Below are 19,150 nucleotides of genomic sequence, written 5' to 3' on the forward strand. Positions count from 1 at the left end.
GGCCTCCTCGCTGCTCGGCCTCAACGGTAACGCCCGACCGCGGTCATCGCGTCGCCACGAGGGCCGTCGCTCCGATCCGTTCGTCGGTGCGCGCTGCGACGCTCGCGAATCCCACGCCGGTCAGGATCGCCGACGCGGCCGCGACCTGGTGCGGCGCGACCTCCGTGACGGCGATGCCGCCGACGCGCAGCCGCTGGACGATCGCGGGTGCGTGCGCTCGGAGCGGGTCGAGGCCGTCGCGGCCGCCGTCGAGCGCCAGCTGCGGCTCGAAGGTGCGCGCCTCGTGCGGCATGAGCGCGAGCTCGGCGGTCGGGACGTACGGCAGGTTCGCGGCGACGACGTCGAAGGGCTCGGATGCACGGTGGTCGTCGAGCGCGTCGGGCCCTGACGCGTGCACCACGAGCGCCGCGGGCAGGTTGACGCGCGCGCAGGCGACGGCGTTCGGCTCGGCGTCGACCGCGACGACCTCGATGCCGGGGACGCGGTGGGTGGCGAGCGCGGCGATCGCCCCGCTGCCGCAGCCGAAGTCGAGCAGGCGGGGCGTGCCGTTCGCGCCCGCGAGCTCCCCCAGGCGGTCGGCGACGATTGTCGCGACGAGCTCGGTGCGGCGGCGGGGCACGAACACCCACGGGTGCACGATGATGCGCAGCTCGGCGAAGCGCGCGCTGCCGACGATGTGCTCGATGGGCTCGCCCAGCGTGCGTCGCTCGACGAACATCTCGATCGCCTCGAGCACATCGCTCTCGTCCGCCGCTCGCTGCAGCTCGGCGAGCTCCTGCTCGGCGAAGACGCTGCCAGAGCCGCGCAGCGCGGCCACCAGCGCCTCGCCATCCCGCATCTCCATCACCGGCGACGATAGCCTGCGCGGGTGCAGATCGCCGAGACGAGCCTCGACCACCTGATCGCGCTGGTGCGCGTGCCCACCGAGCAGCCGGACCAGCTGTCTGCGTTCCGTGCGGCGCTGCGCGAGCGCTTCCCCCGCCTGTTCGCCGCGCTGGAGGTGGAGGAGCTCGGCGACACGCTGCTGGCGCGGTGGTCGGGCCGCGACGCAGCTGGGCCGTCGACGCTGCTGATGGCGCATCAGGACGTCGTGCCCGCCCCCGACGCGGACGAGGCGGGCGCAGGGTGGACGCATCCGCCCTACTCCGGGCATCGCGATGAGACGCACGTCTGGGGCCGCGGCACGCTCGACGACAAGGGCTCGCTCGTGGGGATCTGCGTGGCCGTGGAGTCGCTGCTGGAGGCCGGCTTCACGCCGGAGCGCGACGTGTGGCTGCTGTTCGGCCACGACGAGGAGACGATGGGCACGGGCGCCCAGACCGCCATCGCCGAGCTCGACCGGCGCGGCGTGCGCCCCGCGTGGGCGCTCGACGAGGGCGGCGCCATCATCGAGCCGCCGATCGCGGGTGTCACGCGCGATGTCGCCGTAGTGGGGGTCGCCGAGAAGGGCTTCGCGAATGTGCGGCTGCGCGTGGCGCAGGTGGGCGGTCACGCATCGACGCCGCCGCGGCTGCCGGCGACCTCGCGGCTGGCGCGGGCCATCCGGCGGCTCGACTTCTCCACCTGGCCGCGGTCGCTGCCGGAGCCGGCGCTCCGCATGCTCGAGCTGCTCGGCGCCGAGGCGTCCGGCGCCCAGGGCGCCGTGCTGCGCAGGGTGCGGCGCGCGCGTCCGCTCGTCGAGCGGATCCTGGCGCGGCAGGACGAGACGCGCGCGATGCTCGCGACCACTGCGGTGGTGACGCAGCTCTCGGGCGCTGCGGCCGCGAACGCGCTCGCGGAGGAGGCGACGGCGGTCGTGAACGCCCGCATCGCGCTCGGCTCGAGCGTCGAGGAGACGGTGGAGCACATCCGCCGCGCGATCGCCGACGACGCCGTCGACCTCGAGGTGCTGCACGGGCACGAGCCGAGCGCCGAGAGCCCGGCGGAGGGGCCCGGCTGGGATGCGATCGAGGCTGCGATCGCGCGCCTCCGGCCCGACGTGCTGACGGTGCCGTACGTGATGCTCGGGGGAACGGATGGCCGGCACGCGCACCGGATCACGGATCGCGTCTATCGCTTCACGCCGTTCGAGATGACGGCCGAGGAGCGGCTGACGCTGCATGCGCGCGACGAGCGCATCCGCATCGACACGTGGCTCGCCGGCTGCCGCTGGTACGCGGACCTCATCGAGACGAGCTGCTGAGGACACCGCGGAGGTCGAGGAGCGGCGCGCACAACCTCCCGCAGGACGCGGAGCGGCGCGCGCAACCTCCCGCAGGTCGAGGAGCGGCGCGCGCGCAGCGCGACGCGTCACGAGACCGGTGACCGCTCGGTCTCGTGACGCGAGCGACCTCCGGCCGCCCGCTCCTCGACCTACGAGGGCCGCGTCCGTCGCGCGGTGGCACCGCACCGCCTCCCGCAGGTCGAGACCGCGCACAACCTCCCGCAGGTCGAGGAGCAGCGCGCGCAGCGCGACGCGTCACGAGACCGGTGGCCGCTCGGTCTCGTGACGCGAGCGACCTCCGGCCGCCCGCTCCTCGACCCACGAGTGCGGGCGAGGCGCAAGGGTCAGGCGTGGAGGTGCGGCTCGTGCTCGGCGTGGCCTGGCGGCTCGAGCTGGAAGGTGGCGTGCTCGAGCGCGAGCGGGAAGTGCTCGGCAGCGCACTCCTGCAGCAGGTCGAGCACGCGCGGCGCGTGCCCGTCGGTGAAGCACGACTCCTCGATCACCACATGCGCGGTCAGCTGGTGCAGCCCGGTGCCGAGCGTGGAAGCATGCAAGTCGTGCACCTCGACGACGTGCTCGATCTCCATCAGGTGCGCGCGCACGTCGTCAAGGTCCAGCTCCTCCGGGGCCGCCTCCAGCAGGATGCGGCCGGTGTCGCGCAGCAGCACGATCGACCGCGGCACGATGAGCGCGGCGACGAGCGCGCTCGCGATCAGGTCGGCCTGCTGGAAGCCCCAGAGCCAGATCGCCACCGCGGCGGCGATCACCGCGACCGAGCCGATCGCGTCGTTCAGCACCTCGAGGAACGCGGCGCGCAGATTGAGGCTCGTTCCCCTGCCGCCGGCGAGCACCGCGAGCGAGACGAGGTTGCCGACCAGCCCCACGATGCCGAACACGAGCAGCAACGGCCCCGGCACGTCGGTGGGCTCGCCCAGCCGCCGCACGCCCTCCACGACGACGAGCAGCGCGACCACGAGCAGCGCGGCCGCCTGCGCGGCAGCCGCCAGCACCTCAACCCGCACGAGGCCCCAGGTGCGCCTGCCCGTGGGCGGCCTGCGCAGCAGCCACTGCGCCGTGAGCGCGACGCCGAGGCCGGCGACATCCGTCAGCATGTGCACGGTGTCGACCAGCAGCGCGAGCGACCCGGTGAGGATCGACCCCACCACCTGCGCGATCAGCAGCGCGGCGGTGATCCCGAACGCGACAGCGATGCGGGTGGTCGACGCGCCAGCACCGTGCCCTCCAGCACCGTGCCCTGCAGCGCCGTGCGCGTGACCACCCGACACCGCGAGTCCTACAGGCGCGACTTCGTGTGCCAGACGGTCTTGGTCTCGGTGAGGGCGAGGATGCGCTGCGGCGTCTCGGGCGCAATGCCCGGCTCGGGCCGCAGCAGGCGCTTGAGCGTGTCGGCCGCGATCTGCTCGAGCTCGACCCAGTCCAGCTCGCCAGCACCCGTGAGGTCGAGCGCGTTCACGTCGGCATGACCCGCGAGCCACGGCGCGAGCTCTGCGGGGTCACCCGTGAGCACGTTGACGACGCCCCCTGGCAGGTCGCTGGTCGCGAGCACCTCGCCGAGCGAGATCGCCACGAGCGGCGATGAGGCGCTGGGCACGACGACGATCGCGTTGCCCGCGACGAGCGCCGGCGCGATCACCGAGGTGAGGCCGAGCAGGCCCTGGCTCTGCGGCGCGACGGCCGCGACGACGCCCGTGGGCTCGGGCACCGAGAGGTTGAAGTAGGGGCCGGCGACCGGGTTGGCGTTGCCGCCGATCTGCGCGATCTTGTCGGTCCAGCCCGCGTGCCACACCCAGAGGTCGATGGTGTCCTCGACCTGCTTCGCGGCCCGCGCGGCGGTCAGGCCCTCGGACTTCTGGAGCTCGTCGATGAACTGCGCCTTGCGGCCCTCGAGAACTTCGGCGACACGGTAGAGCACCTGGCCGCGGTTGTACGCGGTCGCGCCCGCCCAGCCCGGCTGCGCCTTGCGGGCGGCGCGCACGGCCTCGCGGGCATCCTTCCTGGATGCCTTCGCGACGTTCGCGACGAAGCGGCCACGGGCATCCGTGACCTCGGTGACGCGCCCGGACTCTGAGCGCGGGAAGGCGCCGCCGATGAACAGCTTGTAGGTCTTCGGCACGTCGAGCCGGGCGCTGGCGGACTTCGCCGGTGCCTTCGCGGCGGTCGTCGTCGCGGTCTTCGTGGTCGCCATCACTTGCCTGCCTTCAGGTATGCCTGCATGCCCTGGCGGCCGCCCTCGCGGCCGTAGCCCGACTCCTTGTAGCCGCCGAACGGGCTCGTGGGGTCGAACTTGTTGAACGTGTTGGTCCAGACGACGCCGGCGCGCAGCTTGTCGGCGACGGCCAGTGCCCTGGATCCCTTGTCGGTCCAGACGCCGGCCGAGAGGCCGTAGGGCGAGTTGTTCGCCTTCGCGATCGCCTCGTCAGGGGTGCGGAAGGTGAGCACCGACAGGACGGGTCCGAAGATCTCCTCGCGAGCGATGGTGGAGGATGCCTCGACGCCGGTCACCACGGTGGGCGCGAACCAGTAGCCCTCCTTGGGCAGCTCGCACGCGGGGCTCCAGGCGTCACCGCCCTCGGCGACGCCCGTCTCCACCAGCCGGGTGATGCGCTCGAGCTGCTCGCTCGAGTTGATCGCGCCGACGTCGGTGTTCTTGTCGAGCGGGTCGCCGACGCGCAGCGTCGACATGCGCTCCTTCAGCCGCTCCATGACCGTGTCGTGCATGCTCTCCTGCACCAGCAGTCGGCTGCCCGCGCAGCACACCTGACCCTGGTTGAAGAAGATGCCGTCGACGATGCCCTCGATGGCCTGGTCGAGCGGGGCGTCGTCGAAGACGATGTTGGCGCCCTTGCCGCCCAGCTCGAGCGTGAGCTTCTTGTTCGTGCCGGCGAGCGCCTTGGCGATCTCTCGGCCCACGGCGGTGGAGCCGGTGAAGGCCACCTTGTCGACGTCGGGGTGACGCACGAGCGCCGCGCCCGTCTCGCCCGCGCCCGTGACGAGGTTCACGACGCCGGCGGGCAGGCCAGCCTGCTCGCAGATCTCGGCGAAGAGCATGGCGGTGAGCGGGGTGGTCTCGGCGGGCTTCAGCACCACGGTGTTGCCCGCGGCGAGCGCCGGGGCGACCTTCCACGCCAGCATCAGCAGCGGGAAGTTCCACGGGATGACCTGTGCGGCGACGCCGTGCGGCTGCGGGGCTGCGCCGAGGCCCACCCAGTCGAGCTTGTCGGCCCAGCCGGCGCAGTGGAAGAACCACTGCGCGACGAGCGGCACGTCGGCGTCGCGCGTCTCACGGATCGGCTTGCCGTTGTCGAGCGACTCCGCCACCGCGAGCTCGCGCGCCCGCTCCTGCAGGATGCGAGCGATGCGGAAGAGGTACTTGCCGCGGTCGCGGCCCGACATCGGGCCCCACGTCTCACGGAATGCCTTGCGCGCCGCCTTGACCGCCGCATCCACGTCGCCCTCGTCGGCGGAGGCGAAGGTGGCGATGCGCTGCTCGGTGGACGGTGCGATCGAGGCGAAGCTCGTGCCGCCGCCGCGCGTCCACTCGCCGCCGATGAAGAGGCTGTACTCGTCGCGGAGGTTGAGGATGGAGGTCGACTCGGGGGCCGGTGCGTATTCGAGGAATGTCATGGAGGCCTCAGTCGATCGTGACGTAGTCGGGGCCGGAGTAGCGGCCGGTGGTGAGCTTCTGTCGCTGCAGCAGCACGTCGTTCAGCAGGCTGGAGGCGCCGAAGCGGAACAGATCCGGGTCGAGCCATGCCTCGCCGCAGGTCTCGGCGACCGCGACGAGGTACTTGATCGCGTCCTTCGAGGTCGAGATGCCGCCGGCGGGCTTGACGCCGATGCGCTCGCCGGTGAGCCGCTCCCAGTCGCGCACGACCTGCAGCATGAGCGTCGTCACCGGCAGCGTGGCAGCGGGCTGCACCTTGCCTGTGGAGGTCTTGATGAAGTCGCCGCCAGCGAGGATCGAGAGCCACGATGCGCGGCGCACGTTGTCGTAGGTGACGAGCTCGCCGGTCTCGAGGATGACCTTCAGGTGCGCGTAGGTGCCGTCGTCGCGCCGGCACGCTTCCTTGGTCTGCACGATCTCGTCGAAGACCTTGCCGTAGTTGCCTTCGAGGAACGCGCCGCGATCGATGACCATGTCGATCTCATCGGCACCGTCGGCGACCGCGTCGCGCGTGTCCATGAGCTTCACGGCGAGGCTCGCGCGGCCGGACGGGAACGCCGTGGCGACGGCGGCGACGTTGATGCCGGTGTCCTTGCCTGCGCTCCAGGCCGATCCGAGCGCCTCGACGGCGTTGCCGACCATGTCGCCATACACGCACACGGCGGCCGGGCGCGGGGTGGTGAGGTCGGAGGCGTCGGGCACGAGCGCCTTCGCGACCAGCGAGCGCACCTTGCCGCGGGTGTCGGAGCCCTGCAGCGTCGTCAGGTCGATCATGCGGATGATGAGGTCGAGCGCCGATGCCTTCGACGTGGTCTTGATGGAGCGCGTGCCGAACTTCGCGGCGCGCGATTCGAGACCGACGGCGTCGACCGGCGCGAGGCCCTCGAGGTGCCTGCGGAGCGCGACCTCTGAGAGGTCGCCGCCGAGCAGCTGGATTGCGCGCTGCGCGGGGGCGAGCGCTTGACTGGGTGTGGTCACGCTGATCCTTCATGCTGAAGCTGCGGTGCGGATTCCCGCCAGGTGGTTCGCGGCTTGCTGTGCAGGGCAGTCTACCCAGGGCCGACGATCGCCGCGGGACGGAGGCTGCGAGCGAGGGTCAGTCGTGCACGAGCGGAGCGGTCGACTCGCGCGTCTGCTCGACGTCGCGATGCATCTGCTCGATGAGCTGCTCGAGTCCGTCGAAGCGGTGCATGGGGCGCACGAAGTCCACGAGCTCGAGTTCGATCGGCCGGTCGTAGAGGTCGAGGTCGACGTCGAGCAGGTAGGCCTCGACCGTCTTCGCCTGCACGCCCTCGAAGGTGGGGTTGTGGCCGATGGAGACCGCTGCGGCGAAGGTGCCCGCGTCGACGCGCGCGATGGCGGCATACACGCCGTCGGCGGGGATGAATCCCTCGACGGGCACACCCAGGTTCGCGGTCGGGAATCCGAGCGCTCGGCCTCGCTGGAAGCCGCGCACGACCGTGCCCCGCAGCAGGTGGCGGCGGCCGAGCATCTCGTTCGCCTCGGTGATCCGACCGAGGTCGAGTGCTTCGCGGATCCAGGTCGACGAGACGCGGCGGCCGTCGGTGAAGCAGATGTCGTCGATCGACTCGACGCGCACGCCGCGCGGCTCGGCGAGCTCGCGGAGCAGCGCGGGCGTGCCAGCACCCTTGAAGCCGAATCGGAAGTCGTCGCCGACGAGCAGCACCCGCGCCCCCAGGCCGTCGAGGAGCACGCGCTCGACGAACTCCTCTGCCGGTTGTGCCGCGGCCGCCTTCGTGAACGGAATGACCACGACCCGGTCAGCGCCAGCGGCCTCGAGCAGCGCGATCTTGTGCGCGAGCGAGACGAGCGGCACGGGTGCGATGTCGGGGCTCACGACCTCGAGGGGGTTGCGGTCGAAGGTGACGACGGTGGTCGCCAATCCCTCCGGCTCGGCGAGCGCACGCAGCTGTTCGAGGATGCGCTGGTGGCCGATGTGCACGCCGTCGAACTTGCCGATCGTGACGGCGCTCGGCGCCGCCTCCAGCTCGTGGAGCCACGCCATGGGGTCGGGGGCGGATGCGCTCACGCCGGCACCCGCTCCCGGCTGACCCGCAGCCACCAGAGGCCGAGGAACGGCAGCAGCGCGGGGATGAAGAGGTAGCCGGAGCCGAAGTAGCTCCAGACGGAGTCGTGGCCGAAGAGCGCAGGTGTCACGAGCGAGAGGGTGCCGACCACGAGCACGCCGATGAGCTCGAAGCAGACGGCTGCCAGGGCCACCGTGCGGGCGGTCTCGCTGCCCTGCATCGCGAGCGCGACGGTCGCGACGATGTAGACGACCGCGGCGACGGCGCTCAGCGCGTATGCGAGCGGTGCCTCGTCGAAGCGCTGGAGGATCTGCACGAATGACCGACCGGTCGCCGCGAGCGCCAGCACCGCGTACACCGCGATGAGGACCCGCCCGATACCTGCATGCCTACGCTCGCTCACTCGGTCGATTCTATTCGCTCCCGGGCGTTTCGAGCGCCCTGGCGCCCGCCGCTCCGGTTTCGTGACGTCCGCGCGCCTGCGGCGCGCAGCCTCCTCAACCTACGGAGGCGGACACTGCCGTCAGGCGATCTGCACGAACCAGATCTGGTGCATCCGATAGACCATCACCGCGCAGGCGAGGATCGCGATGCCCACCACGAGCGTCTGCCACTCGCCCCGCTTGTCGATGAGCGCCCACATCACGGCGGCCGGCGGGATCAGCAGTGCCGAGATCAGGTAGACCCAGTACTCGAGCAGATCACCCGTCGGGCCGCCGCCCGCGATCGGGGCGATGAACGATGCGACGGCCTGCACGATGAGCGTGAGGAAGGTGATCGCCGCGGCGGCGAGGATCCAGTCGTTGAAGGGCTTGCGTGCGAAGCCGACGACCGCGACGCCCGCGCCGATCACGCCCAGGCCGATCGCCTGCGCGAGCATGAGCCAGCTGATCATCCGTGCACCTCAGTCGGTCGGGAAGTTGGTCACGGGCAGGAGACGGTTGCCCGAGACGCGGGCGATGCCGATGAGCCGATCGCCGTGCACCGCGGCGACGATGCCGGCTTCGCCCTCCAGCGACGGCGTCTTGCGGCCGTGCGCGAGGTTCGCCGCCCGCTCGTCGTCGAGCTGCGCGACGGGCAGGATGCGCGCGGCCGCGACCGCCGGCGGCACCAGCAGCTCGGCCGCGCCCTCCTCCGGCAGCGCGTCGGCGATCGGCGCACCGTCGACCTCGAACGGGCCGACATGGGTGCGGCGCAGTGCCGTCAGATGCCCGCCGACGCCGAGCGCCTCGCCCAGGTCACGGGCGAGCGCACGGATGTAGGTGCCGCTCGAGCAGTCGACGATCACGTCGACCTCCGCACGCGACCCGGGGCGGAATTCGAGCAGCTCGAAGCGCGAGACCGTCACTGCGCGCGCCTTGAGCTCGACCTGCTCCCCCGCCCGCACGCGGTTGTAGGCGCGCTCGCCGTCGACCTTGATCGCGCTGACCGACGAGGGCACCTGCTCGATGTCGCCCGTGAGCGCCGCCATCGGGGCCGAGAGGTCATCGCCCGAGACGTGCGACGCATCCGCCGTCGTCGTCTCCTCGCCCTCGGCGTCATCCGTGGTCGTCGCCGCCCCGAGCGCAATGGTCGCCGTGTAGGTCTTGTCGAGGCCGACCATGTGGGTGAGGAGGCGCGTCGAAGGCCCGATGCCGAGGATCAGCAGGCCCGTCGCCATCGGGTCGAGGGTGCCGGCGTGACCGACCTTGCGGGTGCCGAGGGCGCGGCGCGCGCGGCTCACCGCGGTGTGGCTCGTGATGCCTCGCGGCTTGTCGACGAGCAGGATGCCGTCGGGGCTGGTGGGGGCGGCTGACACCCTGCGAGCCTACCGGCGGCTAGCCTGGCCGATATGGCGGCGACGAGCGAGCAGACCCCCGCACGGCAGCGCATCGCGGTGATCGGTGCCGGCGCGATCGGCGGCACGATCGCTGCGCGCCTGGACGCTGTCGGTCACGAGGTGACCGTCACCGCGCGGGGCGAGAACCTGGCGGCGATCCGCGAGCACGGGCTGCAGCTCAAGGGCGCGTTCGGCGCGCATACGGCCCAGGTGAGGGCGCTCGAGGCGCTGACCGAGGCCCCGGATCTCGCGATCCTGGCGGTCAAGGCCACCGGAGCGGTCGAGGCGCTCGAGGCGAACCGGGCTGCGCTCGAGGATGTGCCGCTGCTGGTGGTGCAGAACGGGCTCGGCGGCGAGCGCGCCGCCGCTCGGCTGCTGGGTCACGAGCGTGTCGCGGGCGGCATCTCGCTGATGGCCGCGAACTCGCTGGAGCCCGGCGTCGTCACCGTGACCGCCGATGGCGACACGATCGTCGGGGGCACGGAGGGCAGGCGCTTCGCCGCGCTGCTGGCTGAGGCGCTGCCGACCAGCGAGACCCCCTCCATCGAGGGGGCGCAGTGGACGAAGCTGCTCATCAACATGGTCAACGCGATCCCCGCCATCGTCGGGCACTCGGTGCAGGACGTCATCCGCGACCCGGGGCTGCGGCGCGTGATGCTCGCCTCGATGCGCGAGACCGCGCGCACCGGGCTCGCGGCCGACGTGCGGTTCCAGCCGCTGCAGGGGCTCACTCCCCTGCTCGTGCGGGTGGTCGCCTTCGCGCCGCGGCGCATCGCGCAGCAGGTGCCGCTGCGCATCCGGGAACGCCTGGGCGATGTGCCGAACATGGGCTCGACGCAGCAGTCGATCCGGCGCGGGCAGCTGACCGAGGTGGATGCGATCAACGGTGCCGTCGTCGCCGAGGCGGCCCGGCTCGGCCTGGAGGCGCCCGTGAATGCGGCGCTCGTCGAGCTGGTGCATGAGGTGGAGCGCAGGGGCGAGTTCATGCTGCCGAGTGCGGTGCGGCAGCTGGCGTGATCGGGTCCGGTCTCGTGACGCGGGCGGCCTAAGGCCGCACGCTCCTCGACCTACGAGGATGCTGGGTCTCGTGACGCGCGCGCCAATGGCGCGCGCTCCTCGACCTTGAGCCCTCCGGCCGCAACGCCGCTTCGCGGCACTGCGGCCTGCGGACTCAACACGAGTCGGCGAAGGACTGGAAGGGCTTCCGCCAATCGGTGTTGTCGACGATGAAGGCCGCCTTGCGGCGCGGCTCGCTCGCCTGCTCGTAGAGGTCATGCGCCTCGCGGTAGCGCGCGTGGGACGGATGGTGGACATCCGGATGCACGCCGTCGCGCGCCCGCAGGCGCTCACCGCGCACGCGGTCCTCCGTGTCGAGATAAACGACCGCGTGCCACTTGCCGGCCAGCGCGGGGCGCTGCAGGAACACGCCGTCGACGATCAGCACCGCATCCGGTCCCGCCGTCTCCCACTCCATCTCGACCGGAGCATCGCGATGCAGGTCGAAGGCGGCGGTCTGGAAGCCGGTGGAGCCGCCCATGCGGAACGGCTGCAGCAGCACGCGGTCGAGCAGCTCGATGTCGAAGGCATCCTCGTAGTAGCCCTTCGGCGAGTGCCGCCCCTGGCGGTAGCGGAAGGCTTCGGCACGGTGGAAGTCGTCGACCGAGGCGCGGAACGCCTCGACCCCAGCGCGCGCGAAGGCCACCTGCAGCGCATCCGCGAAGTGCGTCTTGCCCGCGCCGTCGCGGCCCTCGACCGCGATCAGGCGCCGTCCGCGCGGGTTTCGGCGCAGCATGAGCTCGGTGAGCCGCGTGTAGAGGTCCTTCTGCTCGGGCGTCCACGATGCGGCCCGCATGAGGAGTGCGCTGTCGACCATGCCGCCAGCCTAGGCGGAGGTCGCGCCGCATCGCAGCCGGTTCGCCCTCAGGAGACAGGCGTCGGCGCCGCGACGGGGCGACGACCGTAGGCGAGGTGCCGCAGCAGCGCCTCCGCAGGGCCGCGCTTGCCGCGCAGGTCGAGGATGAGCGCCACGACGGCCGTGATGAACCAGACGCCGACCGCGAGACCGGCCGCGCCCAGCGGCGTCAGCGTGGCGCCGAGGCCGAAGCCCCAGGCGGCGAGCAACGGGGCGAACAGCACCGACTGCAGCAGGTAGCTCGTCAGCGAGCGCTTGCCGACGGCGGTGACGGCGCGCGTGACAATGCCGTGCCGGTCACCGAGCCGCCCCGCGACCAGCGCAATGAGCGCGGCGTAGCCGATGCCGCCTGCCACGCCCGCGAGACTCGATGCGCCCATCGTGGCCCAGGAGATCGCCGGGTCGAAGACCAGCCCGGCGAACTGCATCGCCGCCAGCGCCCCGCCGAGCCAGCCGATCGCGATGCCGCCGACGGCGATGCGGACGAGCAGCGCCCCATGCTCGCGCGGGCGGTCGAGCAAGCCGCGGCGCGCGGCCAGGACGCCCAGCACCACCGACAGCGGCACCGTCAGCGTGATCGCCTGGAGCGGCGTCGCCAGCGCCCAGAGGCCGAAGCTCTGCAGCATGAACAGCAGGTAGTTGCTCTGCCCGGTTGGGTACTCGATGGCTGGCGCGGCCATGGCGCTCGGGTCGCCCGCGATGCCGGTGCTCAGCACTGCGCCGCTGACGATCGAGAAGAGCGCGGAGGCGCCCAGGAGTCCCGCGAACACCCACGCCACCACCCGCAGGGCACGGTCGCTGCGGCGCAGCAGCAGCCAGGTGACGAGCAGGCCCACGAGGCCGTAGGCGCCGACGATGTCGCCGAACCAGAGCAGCAGCGCGTGCACGGCGCCGAACGCGACCATCCAGCCGTGACGGATCTGCAGCACGCGCCGAACCTCGCGCCATGGCGCTCCCGCGGCTGCCTGGCGGCTGTACATCTGCCAGATCCCGTAGCCGAACAGGAAGGAGAAGAGCGGATAGATGCGGCCATCGATCGCGACCAGGGAGACCAGTTGGTAGACGTAGTCGCCGCCCGTGAAGCCCCGTCCATGCGCGTTCGTGACGCCGCGCTCGGCGACCGCGAGCCACCACGGCACGTTGGCGAGCGCGATGAGCAGCAGCATGATGCCGCGAGCCAGGTCGGGCGCGAGGCTGCGTCCGTGCGCGGCGGTCGCGGCGGCAGCGTGGTCGACGATCGGGTCGAGCTGCGGCGCGGAGTGCGGCGCGGATTGCGGCACTGACCCGGTCGGGCCGCGGTCGGGAGGCTCGGTCACGGCTCGACGCTATCGACCGCGCATCTACGCTGACTAGATGCTCGGCGACGGAACCCTGCAGGCGCTTGCCGCCTGGTATCGGGAGCATGCCCGCGACCTTCCGTGGCGACGCCCGGAGTTCGATGCCTGGGGCACCGTGGTGAGCGAGATCATGCTGCAGCAGACGCAGGCCTCGCGCGTCGCGGTCGAGATCGACCGCTGGCTCGATCGGTGGCCGACGCCCGCGGATCTCGCCGACGCGCCCACGCACGAGGTGCTGCGCCAGTGGGGCACGCTCGGCTACCCCCGGAGGGCGCTGCGGCTGCAGGACACGGCGCGAGCGATCGTCGAGCGCCACGGGGGCGAGGTGCCGCGGGAGGTGGATGCGCTGCTGGCGCTGCCGGGGATCGGCGACTACACGGCACGCGCCGTCGCGGTCTTCCACTTCGGCGATCGGCACCCGGTGGTCGACACGAACGTGCGACGGGTGGTGGCCAGGGCTGTGCACGGGCAGGGCGAGGCGGGGCCCGCGAAGAGGCGGGATCTGGCGGACGTCGAGGCGCTCCTGCCTGCGGAGCCGAACGACGCATCCGTCATCTCGATCGCGCTCATGGAGCTCGGGGCGCTCGTCTGCGTCGCGAGGGCGCCCCTCTGCGGGGCGTGCCCGATCGCGGAGGCGTGCGCGTGGCGTCGCGCCGGATATCCGCCATACGAGGGCAAGCGTGCGCCGAAGCAGTCGACCTTCGCGGGCAGCGATCGACAGGCGCGCGGCACGGTGCTGCGGGCGCTGCGCGGCATCGACGTGCCGCTGACGGACGCGGAGGTCGCGCAGCTGTGGCCGGATGCGGAGCAGCTGGCACGGGCGGTCGGATCCCTCGCAGACGACGGTCTGATCGTGCGGGAGTCGGGCGCCGTCCGCCTGCCCGACTGACGGGTCTCGTGCTTTCGTCGGTCGAGGAGGCCGCGGGCGCAGCCCGCGGCCGTCACGAGACCGAATGGCGGGGTCTCGTGACGCGCGCGGCTGGGCCGCACGCTCCTCGACCGACGATGCTTCGCGACGCGGCCGCCCAGGCGGCGACGATTAGGTTGGGGCCATGCCCGCACGCCACCAGAGACTGGCCGAGACCACCGACGAGCTCGACGCGGCGCTCGCCGCGATCCGGGACGAGCTGGGCCTCACCGCCGAGTTCCCCGCGGACGCGGTCGCCGAGGCCGAGGCGTTCGCCGCCGATCCGCAGCTGCCCGACGCCGACCGCACCCATGTCGCATTCGTCACCATCGACCCGGAGGGCTCGACCGACCTCGACCAGGCGCTCTATCTCGAGCGCGACGGCGACGGCTACATCGTCCGTTACGCGATCGCCGACGTGCCCGCCTTCATCTCCCCCGGCGGACCGATCGACGTCGAGGCGCGCCGCCGCGGCCAGACGATGTATACGCCTGATGGTCGCGTGCCGCTGCATCCGCCGGTCGTCAGCGAAGGCGCCGCCAGCCTGCTCGAGGGGCAAGAGCGCGGCGCCTACGTCTGGACCATGCGCCTGGATGCGGCCGGCGACGTCACCGGAACCACGCTCGAGAGCGCGCGGGTGCGATCGCGCGAGCAGCTGACCTACGAGTCGGCGCAGCGACGGATCGACGACGGCGACGCGATGCTCGGGCTGCTGCGCGACGTCGGTGAGCTGCGGATCGCGCTCGAAGAGGCGCGCGATGGCGCGAGCCTCGACATGCCGGAGGAGCAGGTCGTCCGCGACGGCGACGCGTACCTGATCGAACGGCGCGAGCTGCTGCCTGTGGAGCGCTGGAACGCCCAGGTCTCGCTCATGACCGGCATGGAGGCGGCGAACCTGATGCTGCGCGCGAAGCGCGGCATCCTGCGCACCATGCCGCAGCCGCCCGCCGGCGACGTCAAGCGCTTCCGCAAGGAGGTGCGGGCGATCGGCGAGGAGTGGGCGGAGGGCGAGCACTACGGCGCCTTCCTGCGCAGGCTCGACCGGTCGAAGCCCACGACGCTCGCGATCCTGCAGACAGCGCGACGGCTGTTCCGGGGCGCGGGCTACGACGTGCTGCACGACGGGTCGGATGCGTCGGAGTTCGAGCAGGCCGCCATCGGCGCGCCCTACGCGCACACCACCGCTCCCCTGCGCCGACTGGTCGACCGCTACGTGCTCGTGCACTGCGAGGCGATCGCGAACGGGCGCGAGATCCCGCAGTGGGCGGCCGACGGCCTGGAGGGGCTCGAGGAGATCATGCAGAGCTCCGGTCAGCTGGCGAGCACGCTGGAGCGGGAGTCGATCGACGCCGTCGAGATCGCGGTGCTGCAGCCACGCATCGGCGACGAATTCGATGCGGTGGTCGTCGACGCCCGCAAGAGCGGCGCGACCATCCAGCTGATCGACCCGCCCACCGAGGCGGCGTGCGACACGGATGCGGAGCCGGGCGAGCGCATCCGGGTGCGGTTGACGGAGGCCGACCTGGGCGCGCGCCGGCTGCGCTTCACCGAGGTGTAGCGGGCTCGATCTCGTGACGCGGGCGGCCGTGGGCCGCACGCTCCTCGATCAGCGGGGCCTCGCGCCGGGATCTCCACACAGAAATGTCACGAACGGTCGTCTCCGAGTGCTGGAGAGGACCGTTCGTGACAAATCTGGCGTTCAGTCCTCGTCGAGCTCGCGCGGCTTCCGGTACGGGTCGGCCTCGCCGGCGTACTTCGCCGCCGCCGCCGACTCCTGCGCCGCCTTGTCGCGCACGCGCGCCTCGTCGAGCAGGTGCTCGATCGACGCCGCGTTCTCGGGCAGCGCGTCGAGGAAGAACTCGATCGAGGGGGTCAGTCGCAGCGATAGCCCCTTGCCGATCTCGCGTCGCACGACGCCCTTGGCGCTCGTGAGCGCCCTCGTCGTCTCCTCACGCTCCTCATCGGTGCCGAGCACCGTGTAGAAGATCGACGCGTGCTGCAGGTCACCCGTGACCCGCACATCCGTGATCGTCACGAATCCGAGCCGCGGGTCCTTGACCTCGCGCTCGAGCGCGTTGACGGTGATCTCGCGGATGCGGTCAGCGATCTTCCTGGCCCTGGGGTTCTCTGCCATGTCGTTTCTCCTTGTTCCTCAGAGACGAGTATGGGGCGACCGAAGCCGCCCCATACTCACCGCGCGATCAGACTCGCGGCTTCTCCACCATCTCGATGGTCTCGATCTCGTCGCCGATCTGCAGATCGTTGAACTTGCCGAGGCCGATGCCGCACTCGTAGTCGGTCCGCACCTCGGTGACGTCGTCCTTGAAGCGGCGCAGCGACTCGATGGCCAGGCCATCGGCGAGCACGATGCCGTCGCGGATGATGCGGGCCTTCGCGTTGCGGGTGATCGTGCCGGAGCGGACGATGGAACCAGCGATGTTGCCGAACTTCGAGGAGCGGAACACCTCGCGGATCTCGGCCACACCGGACTGGACCTCTTCGTACTCAGGCTTGAGCATGCCCTTCAGCGAGTTCTCGATGTCGTCGATCGCACCGTAGATCACGTTGTAGAACCGCACGTCGACACCCTCGCGCGCCGCGCGCTCGCGGGCCTTCGGGTCGGGGCGCACGTTGAAGCCGATGATCACGGCGTCGTCGACCGTCGCCAGGTTCACGTCGGATTCGGTGACCGCACCGACACCGCGGTGGATGATCCGCAGGTCGACACTGTCGTCGATCTCGATCTTCAGCAGCGACTCCTCCAGCGCCTCGACGGCACCGGAGACGTCACCCTTGATGATGAGGTTGAGTGTCTCGACCTTGCCCTGCTCAAGCGCGGTCTTCCAATCCTCGAGCGACAGGCGCTTGCGTGCCTTCGCCAGCTGGGCGTTGCGCTCGACGGCCTCACGCTTCTCGGCGATCTGGCGGGCGGTGCGGTCCTCCTCGGTGGAGATGAAGGTGTCACCGGCTCGCGGCACGCTCGAGAGGCCCTGCACCTGCACGGGCATCGAGGGACCGGCCTCCTGCACCAGGTCACCGCGGTCGTCGACCATCGCACGGACGCGGCCGTAGGCCGTACCCGCCACGATGGCGTCGCCGACGCGCAGCGTTCCGGACTGGATGAGCACGGTGGCCACGGAGCCGCGGCCCTTGTCGAGCTTCGCCTCGATGGCGACGCCGCGCGCTTCCTTGTTCGGGTTCGCGCGCAGGTCGAGGCCGGCGTCGGCCGTGAGCAGCACGGCCTCCAGCAGATCCTCGATACCGGTGTTCGCCAGCGCCGAGACGTCGACGAACATGGTGTCGCCGCCGTACTCCTCGGTGATGAGGCCGTACTCGGTGAGCTGCTGACGCACCTTCGCCGGGTTGGCGTCGGGCTTGTCGACCTTGTTCACCGCGACCACGATCGGCACGCCCGCGGCCTGCGCGTGGTTCAGCGCCTCCACCGTCTGCGGCATGATGCCGTCGTCGGCGGCGACCACGAGGATCGCGATGTCGGTCACCTGCGCACCACGTGCACGCATGGCGGTGAACGCCTCGTGACCCGGGGTGTCGATGAAGGTGATCGCGCGGTCCTCGCCCTCGTGCTCCTGCCAGACCTGGTAGGCGCCGATGTGCTGGGTGATGCCGCCGGCTTCGCCGTCGATGACGTTCGCGCCGCGGATCGCGTCGAGCAGGCGCGTCTTGCCGTGGTCGACGTGACCCATGACGGTGACGACGGGCGAGCGGTACTCGAGCTCTTCGTCCGACTCGTCCTCGAGCTCCTGCGCGAGGTCGATGTCGAAGCCCTCGAGGAGCTCCTTGTCCTCGTCCTCGGGGCTGACGATCTGGATGCGGTAGCCGAGCTCCGCACCGAGCAGCTCGAAGGTGCCCTCGTCGAGGGACTCCGTCGCCGTCGCCATCTCACCGAGGTGGAACAGCACGGTGACGAGGTCACCGGGCATCGCGTCGATCTTCTCGGCGAAGTCGGCGATCGAGGCACCGCGGCGCATGCGGACGACGGTCGTGCCGTCGCCACGACGGACCTTGACGCCACCGATCGACGGCGCCTCGCGCATCTCGAACTCGAGCCGCTTCGTGCGCTTCGACTTGCGCGACTTGCCCTTGGCGCCGCCCTTGCCGAACGCGCCGGCAGTGCCGCCGCGACCACGACCGCCGCCACGGCCCGCGAATGCGGGACCGCCACGACCGGGAGCGCCACGGCTGGGCGCGCCCTGCCCGGGACGCTGGAAGCCGCCAGGACCGCCACCGGCGCCGGGGCGCCCAGCGCCACCGCCGCGCGGGGCGCCCGGACGCGGAGCGCCGGGACGGGGAGCGCCGGGCCGCGGTGCGCCGGGACGCGGGGCCGCCGGACGCGGGCTGCCGCCCTGCTTGCTCGTGAAGGGGTTGTTGCCGCCGCGCGGTCGACCCATGCCCTGGCTGGAGGCGAACGGGTTGTTGCCGGGCCGGGGTGCGCCGGGGCGCGCCATCGGTCGCGGGATCGCGTTGGGCGTCGGCGCGTCGCCGTCCGGCTTCGGCGTCTCGGCCTGTGCCGGCGTCTCGGCCTGTGCGGGCGCGGCAGGCTGCGCGGGCTGCTCGGCCGCGGGGGCCTGGGCCGCCTCGGGCGCTGCCTGCGGAGCCGGCGCTGCCTTCGGTGCGGCAGCGGGCGTGGGGGCGGGCGCTGCCGGCGTCGCCGGCGCACCCTCGGTCTTGGGGGCCGCTGCGGGCTTGCGTGCGGCAGGCGACTTGGCGGCCGGCTTCGCGGGCGCCTTCGCTGCCGGTGCGGTCTCCGCTGCTGCGCCGCCGAGGCCTTCAGCCTCGAGGGCGGCCTTGAGCTTGCGAGCCACCGGGGGCGCGACTGCCGAGGCGGGTCCCTTGACGAACTCGCCCATCTCCTTGAGCTTGGCCAGAGCGACCTTGCTCTCGACGCCTACTTCGGCGGCGATCTCGTGAACGCGTGGGTTTGCCACATTTCTCCTGTCCTGGTCCACCCAGAACAGGGCGGACGTCAATTGCTGACGGGTCTCATTTCGAGCTGCTCATCAGTTGTCCATGTGTGTTTCGTTCCTTCGGTCGGGGCTCGGGTCGAGCCCGTCCTGTGCCCATCGTGCGATGGACGTCGTATCCAGGCGCTGATGCCGCAGTGCTCGTGGAACAGCGCGGAGCGCCCGTTCCACGCATCGCTGCGTCGGATGCACCCACGCGCCTCTGCCAGGAAGCCGTCGATCATGGTCGACGACCGCCTCACCGCCCTGCGCAGCGA

Annotated in this window: 17 protein-coding genes; 4 read left to right on the plus strand and 13 right to left on the minus strand. The window is 71.7% G+C overall.

Going from position 1 to position 19,150, the window contains the following annotated elements:
• Positions 1 to 43: 43 nt before the first annotated feature.
• Positions 44 to 844, minus strand: coding sequence for a HemK/PrmC family methyltransferase (locus tag ABG090_RS08605; protein ID WP_347754070.1), 801 nt, complete (start codon positions 842 to 844; stop codon positions 44 to 46).
• A gap of 24 nt (positions 845 to 868) precedes the next feature.
• Here ABG090_RS08605 and ABG090_RS08610 point away from each other — a divergent pair, with 24 nt between their 5' ends.
• Complete coding sequence (locus ABG090_RS08610; RefSeq protein WP_347754071.1) at positions 869 to 2,182, plus strand: M20/M25/M40 family metallo-hydrolase; 1,314 nt, start codon at positions 869 to 871, stop codon at positions 2,180 to 2,182.
• A 365-nt stretch (positions 2,183 to 2,547) separates the two neighbouring features.
• Here ABG090_RS08610 and ABG090_RS08615 read toward each other — a convergent pair whose 3' ends face one another.
• The 8 genes from ABG090_RS08615 to truB all read right to left on the minus strand — a co-directional run bounded on the left by ABG090_RS08615 (position 2,548) and on the right by truB (position 9,734).
• Complete coding sequence (locus ABG090_RS08615) at positions 2,548 to 3,489, minus strand: cation diffusion facilitator family transporter (RefSeq protein WP_347754072.1); 942 nt, start codon at positions 3,487 to 3,489, stop codon at positions 2,548 to 2,550.
• A gap of 8 nt (positions 3,490 to 3,497) precedes the next feature.
• Positions 3,498 to 4,409: an aldehyde dehydrogenase family protein gene (locus tag ABG090_RS08620; RefSeq protein ID WP_347754073.1), complete on the minus strand. Its 912-nt coding sequence runs from the start codon at positions 4,407 to 4,409 to the stop codon at positions 3,498 to 3,500.
• Complete coding sequence (locus tag ABG090_RS08625; RefSeq protein WP_347754074.1) at positions 4,409 to 5,848, minus strand: aldehyde dehydrogenase family protein; 1,440 nt, start codon at positions 5,846 to 5,848, stop codon at positions 4,409 to 4,411. Before ABG090_RS08625 ends, ABG090_RS08620 begins: the two co-directional genes overlap by 1 nt.
• Positions 5,849 to 5,855: 7 nt before the next feature.
• Positions 5,856 to 6,866: a deoxyribose-phosphate aldolase gene (deoC, locus tag ABG090_RS08630; RefSeq protein WP_347754075.1), complete on the minus strand. Its 1,011-nt coding sequence runs from the start codon at positions 6,864 to 6,866 to the stop codon at positions 5,856 to 5,858.
• 118 nt (positions 6,867 to 6,984) lie between these two features.
• Positions 6,985 to 7,938, minus strand: a complete 954-nt coding sequence (locus ABG090_RS08635; RefSeq protein ID WP_347754076.1) for a bifunctional riboflavin kinase/FAD synthetase — start codon at positions 7,936 to 7,938, stop codon at positions 6,985 to 6,987.
• Positions 7,935 to 8,339 carry a hypothetical protein gene (locus tag ABG090_RS08640; RefSeq protein WP_347754077.1) on the minus strand — a complete coding sequence of 135 codons (405 nt, stop codon included), beginning with the start codon at positions 8,337 to 8,339 and terminating at the stop codon, positions 7,935 to 7,937. Before ABG090_RS08640 ends, ABG090_RS08635 begins: the two co-directional genes overlap by 4 nt.
• A gap of 120 nt (positions 8,340 to 8,459) precedes the next feature.
• Positions 8,460 to 8,831, minus strand: a complete 372-nt coding sequence (locus ABG090_RS08645; RefSeq protein WP_347754078.1) for a hypothetical protein — start codon at positions 8,829 to 8,831, stop codon at positions 8,460 to 8,462.
• Between the two features lie 9 nt (positions 8,832 to 8,840).
• A complete protein-coding gene (gene truB, locus ABG090_RS08650; RefSeq protein WP_347754079.1) occupies positions 8,841 to 9,734 on the minus strand; it encodes a tRNA pseudouridine(55) synthase TruB in 894 nt (297 codons plus the stop codon).
• A gap of 33 nt (positions 9,735 to 9,767) precedes the next feature.
• Here truB and ABG090_RS08655 point away from each other — a divergent pair, with 33 nt between their 5' ends.
• Complete coding sequence (locus ABG090_RS08655; RefSeq protein WP_347754080.1) at positions 9,768 to 10,772, plus strand: 2-dehydropantoate 2-reductase; 1,005 nt, start codon at positions 9,768 to 9,770, stop codon at positions 10,770 to 10,772.
• A 154-nt stretch (positions 10,773 to 10,926) separates the two neighbouring features.
• Here ABG090_RS08655 and ABG090_RS08660 read toward each other — a convergent pair whose 3' ends face one another.
• Both ABG090_RS08660 and ABG090_RS08665 read right to left on the minus strand, forming a co-directional pair.
• Positions 10,927 to 11,628: a uridine kinase gene (locus ABG090_RS08660; RefSeq protein ID WP_347754081.1), complete on the minus strand. Its 702-nt coding sequence runs from the start codon at positions 11,626 to 11,628 to the stop codon at positions 10,927 to 10,929.
• A 47-nt stretch (positions 11,629 to 11,675) separates the two neighbouring features.
• The gene (locus ABG090_RS08665) at positions 11,676 to 12,983 is read right to left on the minus strand and encodes a DUF418 domain-containing protein (protein ID WP_347754082.1); all 1,308 of its coding nucleotides are present in this window, start codon (positions 12,981 to 12,983) and stop codon (positions 11,676 to 11,678) included.
• Positions 12,984 to 13,020: 37 nt separating this feature from the next.
• Between ABG090_RS08665 and ABG090_RS08670 the strand changes: the two genes are divergently transcribed.
• Together ABG090_RS08670 and ABG090_RS08675 are read left to right on the plus strand one after the other, a co-directional pair.
• On the plus strand, positions 13,021 to 13,893 hold the full coding sequence (locus ABG090_RS08670; protein ID WP_347754083.1) for an A/G-specific adenine glycosylase: 873 nt from the start codon (positions 13,021 to 13,023) through the stop codon (positions 13,891 to 13,893).
• A gap of 163 nt (positions 13,894 to 14,056) precedes the next feature.
• On the plus strand, positions 14,057 to 15,469 hold the full coding sequence (locus tag ABG090_RS08675; protein ID WP_347754084.1) for an RNB domain-containing ribonuclease: 1,413 nt from the start codon (positions 14,057 to 14,059) through the stop codon (positions 15,467 to 15,469).
• A 141-nt stretch (positions 15,470 to 15,610) separates the two neighbouring features.
• On the opposite strand, the gene rbfA is transcribed toward ABG090_RS08675, so the two are convergent.
• Positions 15,611 to 16,045 (minus strand): 30S ribosome-binding factor RbfA, encoded by a 435-nt coding sequence (gene rbfA / locus ABG090_RS08680; protein ID WP_347754085.1) that lies wholly within the window; start codon positions 16,043 to 16,045, stop codon positions 15,611 to 15,613.
• A gap of 67 nt (positions 16,046 to 16,112) precedes the next feature.
• Positions 16,113 to 18,857 carry a translation initiation factor IF-2 gene (infB, locus tag ABG090_RS08685; protein WP_347754086.1) on the minus strand — a complete coding sequence of 915 codons (2,745 nt, stop codon included), beginning with the start codon at positions 18,855 to 18,857 and terminating at the stop codon, positions 16,113 to 16,115.
• Between the last annotated feature and the right edge of the window lie 293 nt (positions 18,858 to 19,150).

Source organism: Agrococcus sp. ProA11 (genome assembly GCF_039880525.1).
Classification (GTDB): domain Bacteria; phylum Actinomycetota; class Actinomycetes; order Actinomycetales; family Microbacteriaceae; genus Agrococcus; species Agrococcus chionoecetis.